Source organism: Mesorhizobium sp. WSM3866 (assembly GCF_002294795.1).
GTDB lineage: Bacteria > Pseudomonadota > Alphaproteobacteria > Rhizobiales > Rhizobiaceae > Mesorhizobium.
In genome coordinates this window covers 142,953-163,122 of record NZ_NSGC01000003.1, presented here as the reverse complement: position 1 = coordinate 163,122, position 20,170 = coordinate 142,953, and the positions used below count along the sequence as shown (strand labels likewise).

General features: G+C 65.0%; 19 protein-coding genes and 2 pseudogenes. 4 read left to right on the top strand and 17 right to left on the bottom strand.

Annotated elements, in window-relative coordinates; all coding sequences use genetic code 11:
• Window positions 1-42: 42 nt before the first annotated feature.
• The 3 genes from CK222_RS08855 to CK222_RS08845 form a co-directional block, all read right to left on the bottom strand.
• Window positions 43-939: a DMT family transporter gene (locus tag CK222_RS08855; protein ID WP_095800088.1), complete on the bottom strand. Its 897-nt coding sequence runs from the start codon at window positions 937-939 to the stop codon at window positions 43-45.
• A gap of 141 nt (window positions 940-1,080) precedes the next feature.
• Entirely contained in the window at window positions 1,081-2,583 is a 1,503-nt protein-coding gene (locus CK222_RS08850) for a peptidase S10 (RefSeq protein ID WP_095800087.1), read from the bottom strand.
• Between the two features lie 119 nt (window positions 2,584-2,702).
• A complete protein-coding gene (locus CK222_RS08845) occupies window positions 2,703-3,179 on the bottom strand; it encodes a VOC family protein (protein ID WP_095800086.1) in 477 nt (158 codons plus the stop codon).
• 239 nt (window positions 3,180-3,418) lie between these two features.
• Between CK222_RS08845 and CK222_RS32855 the strand changes: the two are divergent.
• Window positions 3,419-3,517: pseudogene (locus CK222_RS32855) on the top strand (OsmC family peroxiredoxin); the annotation flags it as partial.
• Between the two features lie 88 nt (window positions 3,518-3,605).
• Here the strand turns inward: CK222_RS32855 and CK222_RS08840 are convergent.
• The 14 genes from CK222_RS08840 to CK222_RS08770 all read right to left on the bottom strand — a co-directional run bounded on the left by CK222_RS08840 (window position 3,606) and on the right by CK222_RS08770 (window position 17,894).
• Window positions 3,606-3,830 carry a hypothetical protein gene (locus tag CK222_RS08840; RefSeq protein WP_067001363.1) on the bottom strand — a complete coding sequence of 75 codons (225 nt, stop codon included), beginning with the start codon at window positions 3,828-3,830 and terminating at the stop codon, window positions 3,606-3,608.
• Between the two features lie 130 nt (window positions 3,831-3,960).
• Entirely contained in the window at window positions 3,961-4,602 is a 642-nt protein-coding gene (locus CK222_RS08835; RefSeq protein ID WP_067330239.1) for a hypothetical protein, read from the bottom strand.
• A gap of 76 nt (window positions 4,603-4,678) precedes the next feature.
• A complete protein-coding gene (locus CK222_RS08830) occupies window positions 4,679-5,422 on the bottom strand; it encodes an SDR family NAD(P)-dependent oxidoreductase (RefSeq protein WP_067001369.1) in 744 nt (247 codons plus the stop codon).
• A gap of 27 nt (window positions 5,423-5,449) precedes the next feature.
• Entirely contained in the window at window positions 5,450-6,931 is a 1,482-nt protein-coding gene (gene purF, locus CK222_RS08825) for an amidophosphoribosyltransferase (RefSeq protein WP_095800085.1), read from the bottom strand.
• A 129-nt stretch (window positions 6,932-7,060) separates the two neighbouring features.
• Complete coding sequence (locus tag CK222_RS08820) at window positions 7,061-7,741, bottom strand: CvpA family protein (protein WP_095800084.1); 681 nt, start codon at window positions 7,739-7,741, stop codon at window positions 7,061-7,063.
• 27 nt (window positions 7,742-7,768) lie between these two features.
• Complete coding sequence (radA, locus tag CK222_RS08815) at window positions 7,769-9,187, bottom strand: DNA repair protein RadA (protein ID WP_067001377.1); 1,419 nt, start codon at window positions 9,185-9,187, stop codon at window positions 7,769-7,771.
• A 231-nt stretch (window positions 9,188-9,418) separates the two neighbouring features.
• Complete coding sequence (locus CK222_RS08805) at window positions 9,419-10,909, bottom strand: replicative DNA helicase (protein ID WP_067330253.1); 1,491 nt, start codon at window positions 10,907-10,909, stop codon at window positions 9,419-9,421.
• A 269-nt stretch (window positions 10,910-11,178) separates the two neighbouring features.
• Window positions 11,179-12,144 carry a small ribosomal subunit Rsm22 family protein gene (locus CK222_RS08800; protein WP_095800083.1) on the bottom strand — a complete coding sequence of 322 codons (966 nt, stop codon included), beginning with the start codon at window positions 12,142-12,144 and terminating at the stop codon, window positions 11,179-11,181.
• Window position 12,145: 1 nt separating this feature from the next.
• The gene (locus CK222_RS08795; protein ID WP_067330256.1) at window positions 12,146-12,469 is read right to left on the bottom strand and encodes a YnfA family protein; all 324 of its coding nucleotides are present in this window, start codon (window positions 12,467-12,469) and stop codon (window positions 12,146-12,148) included.
• Window positions 12,470-12,540: 71 nt separating this feature from the next.
• Window positions 12,541-13,824: a cyclopropane-fatty-acyl-phospholipid synthase family protein gene (locus CK222_RS08790; protein WP_067330259.1), complete on the bottom strand. Its 1,284-nt coding sequence runs from the start codon at window positions 13,822-13,824 to the stop codon at window positions 12,541-12,543.
• A 230-nt stretch (window positions 13,825-14,054) separates the two neighbouring features.
• Window positions 14,055-14,639 (bottom strand): 50S ribosomal protein L9, encoded by a 585-nt coding sequence (rplI, locus tag CK222_RS08785; protein ID WP_095779181.1) that lies wholly within the window; start codon window positions 14,637-14,639, stop codon window positions 14,055-14,057.
• A 207-nt stretch (window positions 14,640-14,846) separates the two neighbouring features.
• On the bottom strand, window positions 14,847-15,095 hold the full coding sequence (rpsR, locus tag CK222_RS08780) for a 30S ribosomal protein S18 (RefSeq protein WP_006203718.1): 249 nt from the start codon (window positions 15,093-15,095) through the stop codon (window positions 14,847-14,849).
• Window positions 15,095-15,589, bottom strand: coding sequence for a 30S ribosomal protein S6 (gene rpsF / locus CK222_RS08775; protein ID WP_066995640.1), 495 nt, complete (start codon window positions 15,587-15,589; stop codon window positions 15,095-15,097). Before rpsF ends, rpsR begins: the two co-directional genes overlap by 1 nt.
• Before the next feature lie 358 nt (window positions 15,590-15,947).
• Entirely contained in the window at window positions 15,948-17,894 is a 1,947-nt protein-coding gene (locus CK222_RS08770) for an LTA synthase family protein (RefSeq protein WP_095800082.1), read from the bottom strand.
• 257 nt (window positions 17,895-18,151) lie between these two features.
• Here CK222_RS08770 and fabD point away from each other — a divergent pair, with 257 nt between their 5' ends.
• From fabD to fabG, 3 genes and pseudogenes are all read left to right on the top strand, one after another.
• Window positions 18,152-19,093 carry an ACP S-malonyltransferase gene (gene fabD / locus CK222_RS08765; RefSeq protein ID WP_095800081.1) on the top strand — a complete coding sequence of 314 codons (942 nt, stop codon included), beginning with the start codon at window positions 18,152-18,154 and terminating at the stop codon, window positions 19,091-19,093.
• A gap of 28 nt (window positions 19,094-19,121) precedes the next feature.
• Window positions 19,122-19,319: pseudogene (locus CK222_RS33520) on the top strand (ribbon-helix-helix protein, CopG family); the annotation flags it as partial.
• A 77-nt stretch (window positions 19,320-19,396) separates the two neighbouring features.
• Window positions 19,397-20,134 carry a 3-oxoacyl-[acyl-carrier-protein] reductase gene (gene fabG / locus CK222_RS08755; RefSeq protein WP_095800080.1) on the top strand — a complete coding sequence of 246 codons (738 nt, stop codon included), beginning with the start codon at window positions 19,397-19,399 and terminating at the stop codon, window positions 20,132-20,134.
• The last annotated feature ends 36 nt before the right edge of the window (window positions 20,135-20,170 follow it).

The window sequence follows — 20,170 nt, the reverse complement described above, 5'->3', positions numbered from 1 at the left end:
GTCATGGTACCAGACTATGCCGCTCCTGCTGACAGCCTTCTGTCATGAGTCCTCGACCCGTTTGCGGAAATGCTCGTTGCCGACGATCAGCAGGCCGGCGCCGATGATCAAAGCCGCGCCCGTGAAAACTTCGGTTCTCGGCACGTCGCCCCAGATGGCGAAGCCCAGCGCAAACGCCCAGACCAGCGAGGTGTATTCGAATGGCGCCACGATCGACACCGGCGCCCGTTTCATGCCCTCGAACAGCATGTATTGCGCGACGCCGCCGAGCGCGCCAACGCTCATGAGAAGCATGAGTTGCGGCGCGTCGGGCATGCGCCACCAGATCAGCGCCGGCACTGCCGAAAAAAGCAGGAAGTAGAAATTGTTGAGCACCAGCTGGATCGTCGTGCGCTCCTGCATCGCGGTCTTGCGCAAGAGCACCACGGCGATGCCCCACAAAAGCGCTGCCGCCAGCACAAGCAGCACCGGCACGGAGAAGCCGAGACGCGCCGGGTCGCAGGCGATGAAGACGCCAACGAATCCGACGAACACCGCCGCCCAGCGCAAGAGCGGCACGGTCTCGCCCAGCATCACCACTGAAAGCACGGTGACGATGATCGGCGCGGCGTAGTAGATGGTGGTGAGCTCGGCGAGCTGCAGCGAGCGTGCCGCGTTGTAGTAGCAGAGCCAGGCCGCGAGCGTGAACGCGCTGCGCACCAGCATCGGCCGCACGATGGGCGAGTTTGCGGTGTCGGCGAACAGCGTCCGTCTGCCGATCGCGCCGCAGGCGGCAAGAACGGTGACCGAGCGGAAGAACATGATCTGCCACACCGTCATGCCGGCCACCAACAGCTTGATCGAGGCATCCTGCGCCGAAAACAGGAAATAGGCGGCCGCGGTGAACAGGATGCCGGCCAGCACCCTTTCGCGGCTTTCGAGGACGACGACATCGGCCATGCGGTATCGATTTGCCAGCGTGGAGGCGGCTCCGCCCCATCGGATCCACTTCTGCCAGCTATACGGGCGAAAGCTTCTACGGCGCTGTTCCAGCGCGGCGCTTGCGTTGGGGCAGAGCCCTCGTGGCCGATCGAGAAGCGCTTACTGCGTCGCCTGGTAGAGCTCGGAGGCTGCCTCCTTCAGCGCGCGCCTTCCGTCGGGCCTGAGGTACATCATGTGGCCGCCCTCCACGACATCGAGCCGGATCGGTTTGGCGTCGGCGAGCGAGGGAAGCTGGTTCACCAGATAGCGCGAAGCGAGATAGGGCGTCACCAAGTCGGTATAGCCGTTGACGATGACCACGCCGAGCGAGGGGTTGAGCGAACGCGCCCGCTGCAGGTCGTTCATCGCCCCGGCATAGCCTTGCCCCGAGGTGCCGTACTCCCAATTGCGACTGATCTCGCCGTTGAGCAGCCGGTAGCTGACATCCGTGCGATAATTCAGTTCGTTACGGGCGTAAGCGACAAAGGCCGAGGTCAGCACCGGCACACTGCGGTCAAGCACCGGGTCCGGGCCTTCTATGCGGGCGCTGCCCGGCGAGATATCGGCGGTGCTGATCGTGGCATCGTAAGGGCTGAGCACCTTGCCCTTGGCGCGCTGGAACTCGCGGGTGAACAGGCCGGTAGGGACACGGGCGAAATTGCGCTCGACGAGATCGAGCGGCAGGCCGGTGATTTCCGCCACGCGCCCGCTGGCGAGCTTGCCGCCTTGCTCCAGCCCGCTGGCGAGAGCCGTCAGATAGTCGCCAAGCGCATAGCGTTCGACCTCGGCCAGTCTGTCGCGCAGCGCCTCGCCGCTGACGCCGTCGGCGCGAAGCCGCACCGCCGCCAGCGAAGGCAGTTCGAGCGCCCAGTGCAATTGATCGAATTGGTCCGGCCGCACCAGCATGAACTCCAGCGCCGGCGAGATCAGCACGATGCCGGAGGGGCTCAAGCCGACATCCTCCTGCAGCGTCCTGGCGAGCAGCGCGGCGCGAAAGCCGCCATAGCTTTCGCCGGCGAGGAAGAGCGGTGAAGCGGTGCGGCCGTTCTGCGCCAGATAGAGCCGTATGAAAGCGCCGACCGAGCTGGCGTCCTGGTCGACGCCCCAGAACCCTTTCGTGTCCTGGCCCGGCGCTTCGCGGCTGTAGCCGGTGCCGACCGGATCGACGAAGACGAGATCGGTCATGTCGAGCCAACTGTCCGGATTGTCGATGAGCCTTTGTGGCGGCGGCAGGAATTGGCCGTCGGCAGCGGTCGCAACGATGCGCGGGCCAATCGCGCCGAGATGCAGGTAGGCGGAGGCCGCGCCCGGCCCGCCGTTGAAGACGAAGGTGATCGGCCGCTCTTTGGCCGGGGCAGGCGACTGCTGCGTGTAGGCGACGTAGAAGATCTCGGCCGTGACCTCGCCCTTGCCGGAAAGCAGCGACAGCGTGCCGGCCTTGGCCTGGTAGTCGAGCTTGCGCCCGCCAAGGGTGATCGAATGCTCGGTGACCTGCGGCGGCGGCAAAAGCGACAACACGCCGCCGGCCGGCGCCGGCCGTTCAGGTGTTTCGGCGCCGACTGGCTGCGCAAAGGCTGTGAGCGCCAGGAGGATGAAGGGCAGGAGCTTCAACTTGGACCGCATGCGACCTCCGCGGGAATGACCCCCGCAAAGGTATGGCCGGGGCGGCCGAAGTCAAAGGGGATAGGCTTGGCGCTGCGTTGGAACTTCGATCTCTCCCGTCGCGGGGGAGATTGGCAGCTTCACCCCCCAAACGCTCGCTCCAGCGCCGCGACATCGATCTTCACCATGCCCAGCATCGCCTCGGTGGCGCGTTTGGCGCGTTCGCGGTCGGGATGTGCGGCCATGTCGCCGAGGATTTTTGGCACGATCTGCCAGGACAGGCCCCAGCGGTCCTTCAGCCAGCCGCATTGCTCGGGCTTGCCGCCATTGCCGAGAAAGGCGTTCCAGATGCGGTCGATCTCGGCCTGGTTATCGAGCTCGACGAGGATCGAGAAGGAATGGTTGAACGGATCGAGCGGACCGGCTTCGAGCGCGACGAAATTCTGGTCGTCGAGCACGAATTCGATGATCTTGACGCTGCCGGCGGGGCCGCTCGGATTGTCCGCCGGCACATCGGTCGTGCGGCCGATCGCTGAATTGGGAATGGTGGCGACATAGAATTCCACCGCTTGCCGCGCGTCCTTTTCGAACCACAGATGCGAGGTCACCTTGGCCATGCTGGATCTCCTTCCTGTCTGGCAACGGCCCAAGGACGATCGAGTTTCGCTCGACCCGACAGGGTATCTCGCTTTCGAGTTTGGAAATCGGCGACGGTGTCGTCCGATGCCCGGCGGGGCAGAGGCGCGCTGTCCCGCCAGCATCTCCGTGCTGTCAAGGCACCGAAAACTGCGGAAGGGATGCAAATGGACGCCACCGCATCTGCAGGCACCGCTGAAGGAGGCTCGACCAGGTCAAGGCGCTGATCACACTCGGGGCCAGAGGCAGGCTCGACGGTCAGTTGATCGCCTGCAAGGTGGAGGCGCTTGCGGTGGCGGAACTCCATTCGGCGACAGGAGCCGGCGCGCCACGCGCGACGACCCCTTCCGGCCGCTTCCCGGCCACTTCCTCCTCACAAGGGCTCACGAGGGGGAGATCAGCTGGCGCTACTGTGCCGATGGCACTTCCGCATCCCCTTCGTCGGTGAAAGGCGAGGCGCTCGGCACGCACTGCACGGCCCAACCCTGCGGCGTCGGTTGCTTCTGATATTCGGCAATCGCGTTGGTGCACTGTTCGCGGGTGTCGAAGGTGCTGGGCAGCACCGCCATGCCGCCCTGCGGGCCGGCGATCACAAGATACCAGACCAACGCTACGCTGGGGGTGGCAGCCATGGGAATTCCTCTTTGCTGGATGTCGGAGTCGGGTCGATGCTAGCAACTCCCAGCAAATGGCGAAAGCAGGGCGGCGGCATACGCTCCCCCGCCCTGGTCACAGACCCGTGAACGACCGCTGGCCGGACGCTTATTCGACAGCGAAGCAGTAGAACAGGCCGTCGCCGCCCGTGCCTCTCAGCGCCTCCTGGCTGCAGCCGCCGCGCGAAGCATGTGAGGAATTCCACGACTTCGCCGCGGCCGATTCGTCGAGGCCGACTCGGTCGTGATGGCCCGTCATGGCTGCCCCTTCCGCGCCGCTCATCGTCCAGTCGCCGCAGGTCTGGTCGGCGATCTTGGTGCCATCGGGCTTGGAGCCGGTCAGCACGTCGTGGCGGTTGGGCTTGTCGCCGCGGCCGTTGACGACTTCGCCCTTCTCGGTAAGCGCCGTCTGCTTGCTGATGGCGTTGGCGTCGCTGTGCAGCGAGGCGACGTCGTCGGCGATCTTCTCGCCCTTGGCATTGAACCAGGGACCCTTGCCGATGCGGTCGCGCGCATCCTCGGCGCTGGAGGAGAGATAGGCGTGCCAGGTCTTGCCGGTGACGCCGGCCGCTTCTGCCAGCGAGGCGCAATGCGCGTCCGCACCCTTGAGGCCGCCGAGATCGGCGCCCTTGCCGGAGCCGACGCTGGTGACGAAGAAGCTCATCTTGGCGTCTTGCGACAGGGCCGCGCCTGCCGTGGCGGCGAGTGCGGCGGTAATGGCGGTGGCGGCAACGAGAAGAAGTCTGCGCATGTCGGTCCTCCGGTTTCGAATGTTCTACATTCGAAGAACGTAGCGGGAGGCCTGTTTCATCCGCCTTGAGGCAGGTTTATTCCGGTTGCCGATAGGCGACGAAACGGTTGTGCCTGGCCTGGAAGATCAGCCCGGTTTCCTTCAAGTCCGGGCTTGCCAGCGGCACGATGCGTTTGGCGATCTCGGACGGATGCGGCAGCGTCTCGGGATCCTCGCCCGGCATGGCCTGAGCGCGCATTGCGGTGCGGGTGGCGCCCGGATCGGCGGCGTTGACCCGAAGCGGCAGGCTCTCGGTCTCATGCGCCCAGGAGCGCATCATCGTCTCCACCGCGGCCTTGGAAGCCGCGTAGGGCGCCCAGAAGGCGCGCGCCGAGTGCGCCGCGTTGGAGGACATGATGATCGCGCGTCCGGCGTCGGAGAGCCGAAGCAACGGATCGACCGAACGGATCAGGCGCCAGGTCGCGGTGACGTTGACGGTCATTACCTTATCGAAGGTTTTTGCTTCGACATGGCCGATCGGCGAGATCACCCCGAGTATACCGGCATTGGCGACCAGGATGTCGAGCTTTCCCCAGCGCTCGTGGATCGCGCCGCCGAGCCGGTCGATGCCCGCCATGTCGGCGAGGTCGAGCGGCACCAGCGTGGCCTGTCCGCGGCCGTCGGCCTTGATCGCATCGTCAAGCTCTTCCAGCCCGCCGACGGTGCGGGCGACCGCGACGACATGCGCGCCGGCGGCAGCCAGTTCCCTGGCGATGAAGTAACCGATGCCGCGCGAGGCGCCTGTGACGACCGCGACGCGGCCGGAAAGGTCGAGGGTCATGTGAGGGATTCCGTGGGGTGGACCGGCTTACGACCCGCCGCTCGCCAGCAGCGACAGCGTGCGCACGTTGTCGTGGCCTTCGAAGTCGAGCAGGCGGGTAGGGTACTGGCCGGTGAAGCAGGCGTCGCAGAATTGCGGCTGGTCGTTGTCGCGGCGCGCCTCGCCGACGGCGCGGTAGAGCCCGTCGATCGACAAAAACCCGAGCGAATCGACGCGGATGAACTCGGCCATCTCCTCGACCGACATGCGCGATGCCAGAAGCTTCGATTTCTCCGGCGTGTCGACGCCGTAGAAGCACGATGCGCTGGTCGGCGGCGATGCGATGCGCATATGCACTTCCTTCGCGCCGGCGTCACGCACCATCTGCACGATCTTTTGGCTGGTGGTGCCGCGCACGATGGAATCGTCGACCAGCACCACGCGCTTGCCCTCGATCATGCGGCGGTTGGCGTTGTGCTTGAGCTTCACGCCCATGTGGCGGATGGAATCGCCCGGCTGGATGAAGGTGCGGCCGACATAGTGGTTGCGGATGATGCCAAGCTCGAAGGGAATGCCCGCGGCCTGGCTGAAGCCGATCGCGGCCGGCGTACCGGAATCCGGCACCGGCACGACGATGTCGGCCTCGACCGGGTTTTCCTGCGCAAGCTCGGCGCCGATGCGCTTGCGGACCTCATAGACGTTGCGGCCCTCGACCGAGGAATCCGGCCGCGCGAAATAGACATATTCGAAGATGCAGAAGCGAGTCTTCTGCGGCTCGAATGGGAACAGGCTTTCGATGCCCTTGGAGGTGATGACCACCATCTCGCCCGGCTTGATGTCGCGCACGAAACGAGCGCCGATGATGTCGAGGGCGCAGGTTTCCGAAGCGAGTATCCAAGCGCCGTCGAGGTCGCCGAGCACCAGCGGACGGATGCCGAGCGGATCGCGGCAGCCGATCATCTTCTTGGCCGTCATCGCGACCAGCGAGAAGGCGCCCTCGACCTGACGAACGGCGTCGATGAAACGCGAGTTCAAATCGCGCTCCTTGCTGGTGGCGACCAGATGCAGCAGCGTCTCGGTGTCGGAGGTGGAGGAGAAGATCGAGCCCTGTTTCTGCAATGCGCGCTGGACGGTGAGCGCATTGGTGAGGTTGCCGTTATGGGCGACGGCAAGGCCGCCTTCGGCCAACTCGGCGAAGAAGGGCTGGATGTTGCGCAGGCCCGCGCCGCCGGTGGTGGCGTAGCGGGTGTGGCCGATGGCGCGGTTGCCCTGCAGGCGATCGATGACGTTCTGTTTGGTGAAGGTGTCGCCGATCAGCCCGACATGACGCTCGACATGGAACTGGGTGCCGTCATAGGAAACGATGCCGGCGGCTTCCTGACCGCGATGCTGGAGCGCGTGAAGCCCGAGTGTGACGATGGCTGCCGCGTCCTGCCGGCCGAAAATGCCGAACACGCCGCATTCGTCATGGAAATGGTCATCGGCCTCGGCGGAAAGGACTTTGCCTGCGTCTGCCGTTGAGTCTGCCATCTGGGGCTCAAGCTCCGCTAAAACCGCCATATAAGGCGATCGCTCATCGAACGCAACGCATGCGATGCCGCATCCATAACATGCCCCAGGCCAGTGCCGGAACTGGCCTGGTTTCAGTTTGCCGGCGCCTCAGTTTGCCGGCGCCGGGGTGGCGGGAGCCGGGGCGGGGGCTGGAGCCGGCTCATTGTCGGCCGGCGCTGCGCCTTCGCTGTCGTCGGGCGCCGTCGCGCTGTCGTCGCCGGTCGCCGGCGGTTCGGCCGCGGGCTGGTCGGTGGTCGCCGGCGCGCCGGCCTGGGGCGTGCCCTTACGCGTGTATTTGTTGACCAGCTCTTCCGTGTTCTCGGGCAGCACGCTTTCGAGCTTGGCGCCGATCGTCTCGAGCAGCGGCCGCGACTTGGCGTTGGCAACCCAGGCGGGCGCCTTGGCGCCGGCCAGCCAGTTGAAGAACAATAGCGCCACCGCGACGACGAGGATGCCGCGCGCCGCGCCGTAGAGGAAACCGAGCGTGCGATCGAGCGCGCCGATGCGCGAATCGATAATCCAGTCGGCGATCTTCATGGTGATCACCGAGACGACGATCAGCGCGATGACAAAGACGATGCCGGCCGCCGCGGCCATGGCGATCTTGTCGTTGTCGACATAGGGCTGAACGTAGGGCAGGACCGGCTTGTAGAAGAAGAAGGCCGCCGCCGCCGCCGCTGCCCACGACACCACCGACAATACTTCGCGGGAAAAGCCGCGCACCATGGCAAGCATCGCTGAGACCAGGGTGAAGCCGACGAGAATTCCGTCAAGCAGCGTAATCGGCATGTCTTTCGCCCCACATCATGAGCTGCATCACTCCCCCTCGTCGGCGCGACTGCGCCGTGAGCCGGCTATGCGCGCCACCAGGTCGGCAAGCTCGGTGGGTTGGAAAGCGCCGGCCGCGATTCCCCCGGCCCCATTACCGCCAACGACTTCCTCGCTGCCGAGCGGCAGCACCGCGCTTCCGAAACCCAGCTTTTCGGCCTCTTTAAGGCGCTGCTGCGCATGCGCAACCGGCCTTACCGCGCCCGAAAGGCTGATTTCGCCGAAATAGACGCAATCGGCGGGAAGGGCAAGACCGGTGAGCGACGAAACCAATGCTGCGGCGACCGCGAGATCGGCCGCCGGTTCCGAGATGCGGTAGCCGCCGGCGACATTGAGATAGACGTCGTGCTGGCCGAAACGGACGCCGCAATGCGCTTCCAGCACCGCCAGCACCATGGAGAGCCGCGCGCCGTCCCAGCCGACGACGGCGCGGCGCGGCGTTCCGAGCGAAGAGGGCGCCACCAGCGCCTGGATCTCGACCAGCACCGGCCTTGTGCCTTCCATGCCGGCGAAGACGGCGGCGCCGGGCGACTTCGCATGCCGCTCGCCGAGGAACAGCTCGGATGGATTGGCGACCTCGCGCAGGCCCTTGTCCGACATCTCGAAGACGCCGATCTCGTCGGTCGGCCCAAAGCGGTTCTTCACCGTGCGCAGGATGCGGAAGTGGTGGTTGCCTTCGCCCTCGAAATAGAGCACGCCGTCGACCATGTGCTCGACGACGCGCGGGCCGGCGATCTGGCCTTCCTTGGTGACATGGCCGACGAGCACGATCGCGGCGCCGGTGGATTTCGCATAGCGGATCATCGCCTGGGCGGCCGCGCGCACCTGGGTGACCGTGCCGGGCGCCGAATCGGCAAGATCGGTCCACAGCGTCTGGATGGAATCGAGGATCACCAGGTCCGGCCGCTTGCCGTCGGCGATTGTCGCGAGGATGTCCTCGACATTGGTCTCGGCGGCGAGTTCGACCGGCGTCGAGGCGACACCGAGGCGCTGAGCACGCAGCCTGATCTGCGCGACAGCTTCCTCACCCGAAACATAGACGATGCGGTGGCCTTTCGAGGCCAAAGCGGCTGCGGCCTGCGTCAGCAGCGTCGACTTGCCGATGCCGGGATCGCCGCCGACCAGAAGGGCGGAGCCGCGCACGAAGCCGCCGCCGGTGGCGCGGTCGAGCTCGCCGATGCCGGAGACGATGCGCGGCGCGTCCTCGATGTCGCCGGAGAGGCTGGTGAGCACCACGGCGCGGCCCTTGCGGGCATTGCGGGTGTTGGCCGGCCCCGAGCCGATGCCGCCCGCGGTGCCTTCCTCGACCAGCGTGTTCCACTCGCCGCAGGCGTCGCATTTGCCGGCCCAGCGCTGATGCACCGAGCCGCAATTCTGACAGATGAACTGAACGCGCGATTTGGCCATTAGCGTCGGGCCGATCGCAAATTTTCGAAGGCCGGCGTTCCCGCCCACCCCCCTCTGGCCTGCCGGCCATCTCCCCCGCAAGGGGGGAGATCAGCAGCTTGGCCGCCGGCGCTCTTCTTGCAACGGCGGCGATTGGCGAAGGTTGTGGCGACAGCCAATCTCCCCCCTTGCGGGGGAGATGTCCGGCAGGACAGAGGGGGGTGTGACGGAGCGCTGACGTGGGCCAAAAAACTACTCAAACCTCTCCGGCAAATGATGCTCCTCGGCCAGGTCCGAGAACCGCGTGAATTCGCCATGGAAGGCGAGGCTGACGGTGCCGGTCGGTCCGTGACGCTGCTTGGCCACGATGCACTCGGCCTTGCCGCGCGCCTCGTTCATCTCGTTTTCCCACTTGATGTATTCGTCGGTGCCGAGCTTCGGCTCGCGGTTCTTGAGGTAGTATTCCTCGCGGTAGACGAACAGCACCACGTCGGCGTCCTGCTCGATCGAACCGGATTCACGCAGGTCCGAGAGCTGCGGGCGCTTGTCGTCGCGGCTTTCGACCTGACGCGACAGCTGCGACAGCGCGATGATCGGCACGCCGAGCTCCTTGGCTAGAGCCTTCAGGCCCGTGGTGATTTCGGTGATTTCCTGCACGCGGTTCTGCGAGGCGCGCGCGCTTGAGCCCTGCATCAGCTGGATATAATCGATGACGATGAGGTCGAGGCCGCGCTGGCGTTTCAGCCGCCGCGCCCGCGCGGAGAGCTGCGCGATCGAGATGCCGCCGGTCTGGTCGATGAACAGCGGGATCTTCTGCATCGTCTGCGAGCAGGCGACCAGCTTCTCGAAATCCATCTCGGAGATCTCGCCGCGGCGGATCTTCGATGACGAGATTTCGGTCTGCTCGGAGATGATGCGGGTGGCGAGCTGTTCCGACGACATTTCGAGCGAGAAGAAGCCGACCACGCCGCCATTGGCCGCCTTGAAGGTGCCGTCGGCCTGCTGCGCCGGTTGATAGGCCTCGGCGATATTGAAGGCGATGTTGGTGGCCAGAGAGGTCTTGCCCATGCCGGGGCGCCCGGCAAGCACGATCAGGTCGGAAGGCTGCAGGCCGCCCATGCGGCGGTCGAGGTCGCGCAGCCCCGTGGCGATGCCTGACAGATGGCCGTCGCGCATATAGGCGGCGTTGGCCATGTCGACGGCGGTTTTGACCGCGTCGTTGAAGCTCTCGAAGCCGCCGTCGTAGCGGCCGGTCTCCGCGAGCTCGAACAGGCGCCGCTCGGCGTCCTCGATCTGCTCCGAGGGCGACATGTCGACCGGCGCGTCATAGGCGATGTTGACCATGTCTTCGCCGACGGTGATCAGCGCCCGGCGGGTGGCGAGGTCGTAGATGGCGCGTCCGTAATCGGCGGCGTTGACGACGGTGACCGCCTCGACGGCGAGCCGCACGACATACTGCGCCACGGTCATGTCGCCGACCTTCTCTTCCGCCGGCAGGAAGGTCTTCAGCGTGATCGGCGTTGCGATCTTGCCCATGCGGATGAGCTCGGCCGCGACCTCGAAGATCTTGCGGTGCAGCGGCTCATAGAAATGCGCGGGCTTGAGGAAATCCGAGACGCGGTAGAAGGCGTCGTTGTTGACCAGAATTGCGCCAAGCAGCGCCTGCTCGGCCTCGATGTTGTTCGGTGCCTCGCGGTAGAGCGGTTGCTCCGCCACGCCGAGCTTGCGCGCTGCTTCAGCCATGATGTCCCCGATTTCGATCCCGCTTCCTCGATATCAGAACTGGAAAAATCGGTGCTGACTTATCTGCAACAGTGAGGTTCCAACCGACTTCGATGCTCGCGATTCACAACCGAAATTTTTCCGTGGAAAGAATCGTCATTGACTCGAATCGAAGTGCGCAACCCTAGCGGGCCTCGAACGAGAACAAAACAGGAAAATGCGATGCCGGCTATGTCAGTCGTGGCAAGCTTGTCTGCGCCGTGTCGCCTCGCCCCTGAATCACAAGCGGCTCAGCCAAGCGTATCGCCCCAGTCCGCCCGCCTCGCCGCCTTGAAGACATCGCCGTCGCGCTTGCTGGAGAGGCGCTCCCCGGCATGGCCGTTGGGCTGGCAGAGCTTGAGCATGACTTTGCCCGAACCGCCCTTTGGCGGCGCGATCACTCGTGACGCGCGCGCCGGCGCCGGCAGTCGCGAGGCGGCGAGGTAGATGAACTTCTCGTCCTCCCACGGCACGTCGGCGTCCTTGGCGAGCCGATGCAGCCGCGAACGCGCGACGCGGCGCGAGAAATGGCACCAGTCTGGCGGAGCGAGCGGGCAGGGCGCCTCGTGCGGGCAGGGCGCCGAGACATGCGCGCCGGCTTCGATGAGCTGCCGGCGCGCGGCAAGGATACGCTGCCAGCCGGCCGGCGTGCCCGGCTCGACGATCAGCAGCGTGTCGGCCGTCAATCGCCAGAGCCGGTCGACGAGTTTTGGCAGCGAGGCCGGCGCGATCTCGTCGAGCACATAGGCGACGCTGATCAAGTCCGCAGGGTCGAGACCGTCGAGATCGATGGTGGCGTCGCCGGCTACCCAGCTCGCGCGGGCAGCGATCGCGCCGGCGGCCAGCGACTGGCCGACCTTGCGCACCGCGGCGCTTGCCTCGACCAGAACCGCCCGTTCGAGCTCCGGCCAGGTATCGGCCGTGGCCCAAAGCATGGTGCCAGGACCGGCGCCGATATCGAGCAGGCTTTTCGGCTGGAAGTCCGGACGAGCGTCCGCCAGCGCGTCCAGGCAAGCGCGAACGGCGGCATAGGTGGCGGGCAGCCTGGTCGCCAGGTAAGCCTTCACCGCCATGTCTTCGCCCATATGCAGGCGGCCGTCACGCAACTCGGCGCGATAGCGTTCCGAAAGCGTTCTCGCGGCCTGTTTCAGCGCCGGCAGCGGTACTTTTTCGAGCAGGCTGTCGACGCCTTGCCGGAGCGCGGTGGGCAGTTCCAATTCAGGCTCCTCTTGGCGCGAGCAGGATCACCGAGGCGCCGACGATCGAGAGCGCGGCGCCGGCGAGGTCGAAACGGTCGGGGCGCACGCCTTCGGCTAGCCAAAGCCAGCCGAGCGAAGCGGCAATGTAGATGCCGCCATAGGCGGCGTAAGCGCGACCGGCGGCGCTCGTGTCGACCAGCGCCAAAAGGAAGCCGAACAATGCCAGCGACGCCAGACCTGGCACCAGCCAAAGCGGCGACTTCCCCAGCCGCCACCAGGCCCAGAAGCAAAAGCAGCCGGCGATCTCGGCAAGTGCCGCCGCGATGTAGATTAGGTAGTTCATGAAAAAGGCCTCGCGAACGAGACCTTTTTCGTGGCGTCAGGCCGCAATGGCAAGCGGCAATCGCCGCCGTTCTATTCCACCTTCTTGCGGCGGGTCGGCTTGACGGCGGGCGTCGCCGGCTCCTGATGGCCGAGGTCGCGCAATTCCAGCGCCTTCTCGCATTTGGCCATATAGTCGCGCGTCATCGGCAGCGTGTCGTTCTTCTTGGCGATCTGGAACTGGAAGATCACCAGGTCCTGCCAGCGGAAGGCGGCTTCCGAGGCCGCGAGGTAGAACTCCCACATGCGGCAGAAGCGCTCGTCATAGATAGCCTTCGCCTTGTCGCGGTTGGCGGCAAAGCGCTGGCCCCAATGCTTCAGCGTGTCGGCGTAGTGAAGCCTGAGAATCTCGATGTCCGTGACGATAAGGCCTGATTTCTCAATCGCGGGCAGCACTTCCGACATCGACGGGACGTAGCCGCCTGGGAAGATGTATTTGCGGATGAAGGCGCTGGTCGCCCACGGCACGCCGGACCGGCCGATGGTGTGGAGCAGCATCACGCCGTCGGGCTTGAGCAGCGTCGCCGCCTTGTCGAAGAAAGTCCGGTAGTGGTTGACGCCGACATGCTCGAACATGCCGACCGAGACGATGCGGTCGAAGCGTTCGTTGAGCGCGCGATAATCCTTGAGGTCGAAATGCGCGCGGTCCTGCAGGCCCAGTGCATGTGCGCGGTCGGTGGAGACGCTCTGCTGCTCGGTGGATAGCGTCACGCCCTGCACGTCGACGTCGAAGGCCTTGGCGAGATAAAGCCCGAGGCCGCCCCAGCCGGAGCCGATATCGAGCACCGTCTGGCCGGCCTTGAGTCTCAGCTTGGCGGCGATGTGGCGCTTCTTGGCGACCTGCGCTTCGTCCAGCGTCATGTCGGGCTGTTCGAAATAGGCGCAGGAATACTGCATGTCCTCGTCGAGGAAGAGCTTGTAGAGTTCGCCGGAGAGGTCGTAGTGGCGCTGCACGTTGCGGCGAGATCTCGACGCCGTGTTGATCTGCTGCAGGCGGCGGAAGGCATGGCGCAGACCTTCGATGGCCTTCGACCAGGTCACGTCGATGCCGCCGCTGCCCATGTTCTGGAAAGCGATCCGCATCACCCCGAGGACGCCGCCCTCGGGGATGTCCAGTTCGCCATCCATATAGGCTTCGGGCACGGCCAGCATCGGATCGAAGGTGATCGCGCGCTCGGCATGCATGGTCTTGATGTGGATGTGTACCGGTTCGCCGCTGCCGTCGCCGAACTTATGCGTCGTGCCTTTCGGCCCGGTCACTTTGAGGTCGCCGGTCCGCACCAGCCGTTCGAGAACGTGTTTCAACAGGATGTTCATGACCAAATGTCCCCTCAGACGGACCATCCGGCAGTCGGACCGAATGCCAAATCGAAAGTGCCACAGCGCATCGCCCGCGTCCAATCGACGCGCCACGCCGTAATCTGCAACAAGATATAGGGATTAGAAAAGTTCCTATTGGCACAAAAAAGCCCGGGTCGAAGACCCGGGCGTTGGTCCAGTCGGCGCTGGACGCAGGAGGAGCCGGAGCGCGGCTCCTGCCTTGTCGATCAGGCGTTGTCCTCGCCGCCTTCGAATTCGGCGTTCGGATCGAAGAAGTTTTCCGGCCGGGCGTTGTCGTTGATGTCTTCGCCATAGATGGCTTCGGCCGTCGTCAGCGTCTCGCCCTTGGCCTGGCGCTCCGCCTCATCGGCCGAGCGGGCGACGTTGAGCGTCACCGTGACCTCGACTTCAGGATGCAGCGCGATCGCCACGTTGGAGAGGCCGATGGTCTTGATCGGCTGGTTGAGCTCGATCTGGTTGCGGCTGACGGAGAAGCCCTCGGCGGTCAGCAGTTCGGCGATGTCGCGGGTCGACACCGAGCCGTAGAGCTGGCCGGTCTCGCCTGCCGAGCGCACGACGATGAAGCTCTTGCCGTCGAGCTTCTCGGCGATCTGCGCAGCCTCCGACTTGCGCTCGAGGTTGCGGGCTTCGAGCTGGGCGCGCTGGCCCTCGAACTTCTTCTTGTTGGCTTCGTTGGCGCGCAGCGCCTTGCCCTGCGGCAGCAGGAAGTTGCGGGCGAACCCATCCTTGACCTTGACGGTTTCGCCCATCTGGCCGAGGCGGGAAATGCGCTCGAGGAGAATGACTTCCATGGTTTCGTTCCTTTGGTTGGCGCCATCGCGGATGACGGCGGATTCTTTGGGAACAGGTCAGGAAGCAAATGGCGTCTTCGCCGGTGTCGCTGTCCTGCCTGTTTCGGCAGTTAGAGGTTTATGGCCTCAACTCGGGATTTGAGCCTGCCCGTCGCGGCGCCCGTCGCCGTGGGCCGAAGCGGGCGGCAAGCCGCCCGCATCAATACCTTAGCGAACCACGTAGGGCAGCAGGCCGAGGAAGCGGGCGCGCTTGATCGCCTTGGCGAGCTCGCGCTGCTTCTTCTGGCTGACGGCGGTGATGCGCGACGGCACGATCTTGCCGCGCTCAGAAATGTAGCGCTGCAGCAGACGCACGTCCTTGTAGTCGATCTTCGGAGCGTTGGCGCCGGAGAACGGGCAGGTCTTGCGGCGGCGATGGAACGGACGCCGGGTCGGGATCTGGTTGATGTCGACCATTATTCTGCACCCCCTTCAACGTTTTCGCGCGGGCGGCGCGGACCACGGTCGCCGCCATCACGGTCGCCGAACGAGCGCGGGCCACGGTCGCCGCGGTCGCGGTCGCCGAACGAACGCGGGCCACGGTCGCCACGGTCGCGGTCGCCGAAGCCGCCGCGCTCGGAGCGCTCTTCGCGCTTCTGCATCATCGCCGAGGGGCCTTCCTCGTGCGCCTCGACCTTGATGGTGAGGAAGCGCAGCACGTCTTCCGACAGGCCCATCTGGCGCTCCATTTCGTTGAGCGCGGCTGGCGGGCAGTTGATGTCCATCAGCGTGTAGTAAGCCTTCCGGTTCTTCTTGACCCGGTAGGTGAGGGACTTCAGTCCCCAGTTCTCGATCCGGCCGACCGATCCGCCATTGGCGGCGATGACGCCCTTGTACTGTTCGACAAGCGCATCAACCTGCTGCTGCGACAGGTCCTGCCGGGCAAGAAACACATGTTCGTAAAGAGCCATTATGTTTTTCTGCCTTTCTTCGTTTCTCTCACCGGCCCTCGCGGCTAAGCCTCTGCAACTTGTCTGACCCGGTCGCGAAGGAGCGGGGAAGAAAGGAGCATCACGAGACGGTCGAGAGCGGAGACACGGGAGGCCCAAAGCGCTTCTGGCTTCATGACGTGGCCCTCTAAGGCCACGGCCCTCCGTTCAGCCCCCAGCAAGGACCGGCAGATTGCCGGCGTCTATACAGCAATTCGTGAGGAAGGCAAGGGCGGGAGAGAGGGCCGGCGGCTCCGCAGTGTCGCAGGACTGGCGGCGCTTGCGGGAATTGGCTGACCCGCCGGCCGCAGGTCGGTCATTTCGTCGGAAGGCGATCTACTCAGCTCATATGCGCGACGAGCGGGACTACCGTCTCGGGGAAGAAGTCGGGCGCGACCCGGCGCTTGCCGAACATCATGTCGTACTGGATCAGCCGGAAATCGTTGATCTTCGGATCGATCTTCTTCTGCCGCGCCCAGTCGGGCGTCGCCTCGCCGGAGGGCGACAGCAAAAGGTTGCGGTCAACCACCCGGTAGTGCTCGCGCAGCGCGCCGAGGAAGCCGGTGTAATAGGGGTGGGTGATCCCGGCCGTAGTCAGGATATGATAGGGCAGGAAGGCGGGGCTCACCGAGCCCAGATTCTCGACCGGACCGGAGCGGTTCGACCAGATGATCAGCGGCGTGTCGTGATGCTCGAGCGCCGCCTCGGGCGTCGGCTCCTTGCGCGGCGCGACATTGTCCTTGAGGAAGCCGGTCTCGACATACACCGGGCCGAGCGGCGGCAAGTGGTCGCCGAAGAAGGCGATGATGGTCGGCCGCTCGCGCTTCTTCGCCCAGTCGATCAGGCGCTGCAGGCCGCGATCGGCGTCGGCCGAGCCTTCGGCGTAGGAGAGCAGCGATTCCCGCGCCCACGTGCTGATCGGCGCGTCGACGCTATGGGTCGGATTGTAATAGCGGTAGGGCTCGTAGGGCCCGTGGTTCTGCAGGCTGACCGCGAACAGGAATACCGGCTCTTGGCTGGCCTCGGCCTCGCGCATGATCTCGTCGGTCATGGCCGCGTCGGAGGCCAGCGGCCCGCGCTTCTCCATCGGCGGCAGCGTCTCTTCCGAGCGGAAGTCGCTGAAGCCGAAATCGGCGTAGACGGCGCCCCGGTTCCAGAACCAGTTGGTGCCCGGGTGGATGGCGCGCGCCCTATAGCCTTCGCTCTTCAGGAAAGTCGCCAGCGACGGCGTCGGCGTGCGCACATATTGCTGATAGGGAATCGAGCCCGCCGGCAGGAAGGCGTTGGAGAAGCCGGTCAGCGCCTCGAACTCGATATTGGCGGTCATGCCGCCGAATTCCGGCGAGAACATCGAGCCTGAGCGCAGCGCGCGCACCGTCGGGATCGGGTCGGGCTTGATGCTGACGCCGGGGAGCTCCGTCGGATCCCAGAAGGATTCGCTCATCACCACGATGATATCGGGCTTCTGGTCGGGCACCGAGGCGGCAACCCCGGGACGCGCGATCGCATCCATCGTCTTCTCGGAATAGCCGGGCGGGGCCGAAACATGCGCCATCGGCACGTTGAGCGCGAAGGCGAGCGCGAAGCCGTTGGAGGCATAGTTCTCCTTCTGGTCCCACATGATCGGGATGATCTGCAGCCTGTCGCGCGTCCACGAGAAGGTGGCGTAGTCCATGATCGAGACGAAGAAGGCGAGCAGCGGCACGGCAAGCGTCAAGCGCGCCAGCCGTCCCTTGCGGCTGAGGATCGGCACACGCCGGCGCCAGAGCCGCCAGCCATAGACGAGCAGCGCGAGGCTGGCGACGATCGCTGCCGCAAGCAGCACGGCCGTCCAGGGGCGCTCGCGCACCAGAAGCGGCATCAGCGCCATGATCTGGCGGGCATAGAGGAAATCGGTCGGGTAGAGCGGATCGCCCAGATAGTGCGATTTCTGGTGACCGACAAAGGCCAATGCCAATGTCACCGGCGCGACGATCATCAGGCTTTGATGGCTGCGGCCGAGAATGGCGTCGAGCCCGATCAGCACCAGCGAAAAAACGATGATGGTGGTCCAGCCGGGCTTGAAGGGCTGCAGGAAGAAATCGACTGTGCCGAAGAAGTCGCCGCGCACGATCCATTCGATGGCGAACACCAGAAGGGCGGAGGCAAGCAGCGTCGCCAGGCCATAGCGGACAATCGGCCATCTGCGCCCCGGCAGATAGCCCGTGGACGGATCGTCTTCCAAAAATTGCGGCGCGGGTTTGGCCGCGCCTTTCCTGATCCTAGCCACTTTGCTTCCCCGGCCCATGTCACGCGTCTTCCACTCGCGTCACGCCACTGTCATCGAAATGTCACACAAAGCTAGCGCCTGTGGCGGAAATAAGAAGAGCCAGCAAACGATTCGTGAGCGGTTTTCATCAGGTGTGATCGCCAAAAAGCCTTTCAGAACAGGGAACTCGGCCGTTCTCCCGGCTGGAACAGCCGCTGAACTGGTGCTTGCGGGCTTGACTTGGCCGTCCGCCTTGCGCCAGAGGCAGGGAAAAACCAGCCGCTGGAGACGCTAACATGGCCGTCGCATTCACCTTTCCGGGACAGGGCAGCCAGGGCGTCGGAATGGGCAAGGACCTCGCCGATGCCTTTCCCGAGGCGCGCCATGTCTTCGAGGAAGTCGATGAGGCGCTCGGCGAAAAACTGTCGAAGCTGATCTGGGAGGGGCCGGAGGAAACCCTGACGCTGACGGCCAATGCCCAGCCGGCGCTGATGGCGGTGTCGCTGGCGGCGGTAAGGGCGCTGGAATCGCGCGGTTTTTCGCTGAAGGACAAGGTGGCTTATGTCGCAGGCCATTCCCTCGGCGAATATTCCGCGCTTGCCGCAGCCGGCTTCGTTTCGGTGGCCGATGCCGCGCGACTGCTGCGCACCCGCGGCAACGCCATGCAGGCGGCGGTGCCGGCGGGCGAGGGCGCCATGGCTGCCATCATCGGGCTGGAGCAGGCTGATGTGGAAGCCGCCTGCGCCCAAGCGGCACAAGGCTCTGTCTGTCAGATCGCCAACGACAATGGCGGTGGCCAACTGGTGATTTCCGGCGCCAAGGCGGCCGTCGAACTGGCGGCGAAGCTCTGCACCGAAAGGGGTGCCAAGCGGGCGTTGATGCTGCAGGTCTCGGCACCTTTTCACTCGGCATTGATGACGCCGGCCGCCGATATCATGCGCGAGGCGCTGGCCGGGGTCGCGAAAAGCGCGCCAGTGGTTCCCATCGTCTCAAATGTTTCGGTCACGCCGACCAGCGACCCGGACGAGATCGCCCGCCGCTTGGTCGAGCAGGTCGTTGCCCGCGTGCGCTGGCGCGAGACGGTGGAATGGTTCGGCGCCAAAGGTGTCGCGACGCTTTACGAAGTTGGCGCCGGCAAGGTGCTGTCGGGCTTGGCGCGACGCATCAACCGCGATATCGCGACCGGCGCCATCGGCACGGCGGCGGAAGTCGAGGCGGCGCTGGCAACTTCAGGATAAACAGGGAACTCTTGCTGGCAGGTGCGGCATTCCTACTTCCATCCGTCTTTCTCCCGAAGTCGAGCATCGCCTCGACGATCTCGTGGCGATGACTGGTCGAAGCAAAGCCGAATACCTGCGTGACTTCGTTGAGCGTGGACTCGAAGATCTCGAGGACTATTACCTGGCTGCGGAAGTGCTGGAGCAGATCAGGCTTTGTGAAGAATCGGTCGTGAGCGCCGAGAACTTCTGGTATGGCCTGGACAACATGACAAATGCGGAACGAGTCGCTCGCGGGGCGTCCGGAAGAATGAGGTTGAAGCAATGTTCGAACTGACCGGCCGTAAGGCGCTCGTCACCGGCGCATCGGGAGGCATCGGCGAGGCGATCGCCAGGGTGCTGCACAGCCAGGGCGCGATCGTCGGCCTGCACGGCACCCGCGTGGAGAAGCTGGAAACGCTGGCTGGCGAGCTCGGCGACCGCGTAAAGCTCTTCCCGGCGGATCTGACCAACCGCGACGCGGTCAAGGCGCTCGGCCATAAGGCGGAGGCCGATCTCGAAGGCGTCGACATCCTGGTCAACAATGCCGGCATCACCAAGGACGGCCTATTCGTGCGCATGTCGGACGCCGACTGGGATTCCGTGCTCGAGGTGAACCTGACCGCCGTGTTCCGGCTCACTCGTGAGCTCACCCATCCGATGATGCGCCGCCGCCATGGCCGCATCATCAACATCACCTCGGTGGTCGGCGTCACCGGCAATCCCGGCCAGACCAATTACTGCGCCTCCAAGGCCGGCATGATCGGCTTTTCCAAGTCGCTGGCACAGGAGATCGCCACCCGCAACATCACCGTCAACTGCGTCGCCCCAGGTTTCATCGAATCGGCCATGACCGACAAGCTCAACGACAAGCAGAAAGAAACCATCATGGCGGCGATTCCCACCCGGCGCATGGGCACCAGCGCCGAGGTTGCCTCGGCCGTCGCCTATCTCGCGTCCAATGAGGCGGCTTATGTCACCGGCCAGACCATCCACGTGAATGGCGGCATGGCGATGATCTAGGGTATTTGAGATTCAGGTGATGCCGGCCTGCAAACG

Excerpts from the sequence above, each read along its gene's own strand:
- CK222_RS08855 (WP_095800088.1), bottom strand. The coding sequence starts at position 939 with ATGGCCGATGTCGTCGTCCTCGAAAGCCGCGAAAGGGTGCTGGCCGGC.
- CK222_RS08850 (WP_095800087.1), bottom strand. The coding sequence starts at position 2,583 with ATGCGGTCCAAGTTGAAGCTCCTGCCCTTCATCCTCCTGGCGCTCACA.
- CK222_RS08845 (WP_095800086.1), bottom strand. The coding sequence starts at position 3,179 with ATGGCCAAGGTGACCTCGCATCTGTGGTTCGAAAAGGACGCGCGGCAA.
- CK222_RS08840 (WP_067001363.1), bottom strand. The coding sequence starts at position 3,830 with ATGGCTGCCACCCCCAGCGTAGCGTTGGTCTGGTATCTTGTGATCGCC.
- CK222_RS08835 (WP_067330239.1), bottom strand. The coding sequence starts at position 4,602 with ATGCGCAGACTTCTTCTCGTTGCCGCCACCGCCATTACCGCCGCACTC.
- CK222_RS08830 (WP_067001369.1), bottom strand. The coding sequence starts at position 5,422 with ATGACCCTCGACCTTTCCGGCCGCGTCGCGGTCGTCACAGGCGCCTCG.
- purF (WP_095800085.1), bottom strand. The coding sequence starts at position 6,931 with ATGGCAGACTCAACGGCAGACGCAGGCAAAGTCCTTTCCGCCGAGGCC.
- CK222_RS08820 (WP_095800084.1), bottom strand. The coding sequence starts at position 7,741 with ATGCCGATTACGCTGCTTGACGGAATTCTCGTCGGCTTCACCCTGGTC.
- radA (WP_067001377.1), bottom strand. The coding sequence starts at position 9,187 with ATGGCCAAATCGCGCGTTCAGTTCATCTGTCAGAATTGCGGCTCGGTG.
- CK222_RS08805 (WP_067330253.1), bottom strand. The coding sequence starts at position 10,909 with ATGGCTGAAGCAGCGCGCAAGCTCGGCGTGGCGGAGCAACCGCTCTAC.
- CK222_RS08795 (WP_067330256.1), bottom strand. The coding sequence starts at position 12,469 with ATGAACTACCTAATCTACATCGCGGCGGCACTTGCCGAGATCGCCGGC.
- CK222_RS08790 (WP_067330259.1), bottom strand. The coding sequence starts at position 13,824 with ATGAACATCCTGTTGAAACACGTTCTCGAACGGCTGGTGCGGACCGGC.
- rplI (WP_095779181.1), bottom strand. The coding sequence starts at position 14,639 with ATGGAAGTCATTCTCCTCGAGCGCATTTCCCGCCTCGGCCAGATGGGC.
- rpsR (WP_006203718.1), bottom strand. The coding sequence starts at position 15,095 with ATGGTCGACATCAACCAGATCCCGACCCGGCGTCCGTTCCATCGCCGC.
- rpsF (WP_066995640.1), bottom strand. The coding sequence starts at position 15,589 with ATGGCTCTTTACGAACATGTGTTTCTTGCCCGGCAGGACCTGTCGCAG.
- CK222_RS08770 (WP_095800082.1), bottom strand. The coding sequence starts at position 17,894 with ATGGGCCGGGGAAGCAAAGTGGCTAGGATCAGGAAAGGCGCGGCCAAA.
- fabD (WP_095800081.1), top strand. The coding sequence starts at position 18,152 with ATGGCCGTCGCATTCACCTTTCCGGGACAGGGCAGCCAGGGCGTCGGA.
- fabG (WP_095800080.1), top strand. The coding sequence starts at position 19,397 with ATGTTCGAACTGACCGGCCGTAAGGCGCTCGTCACCGGCGCATCGGGA.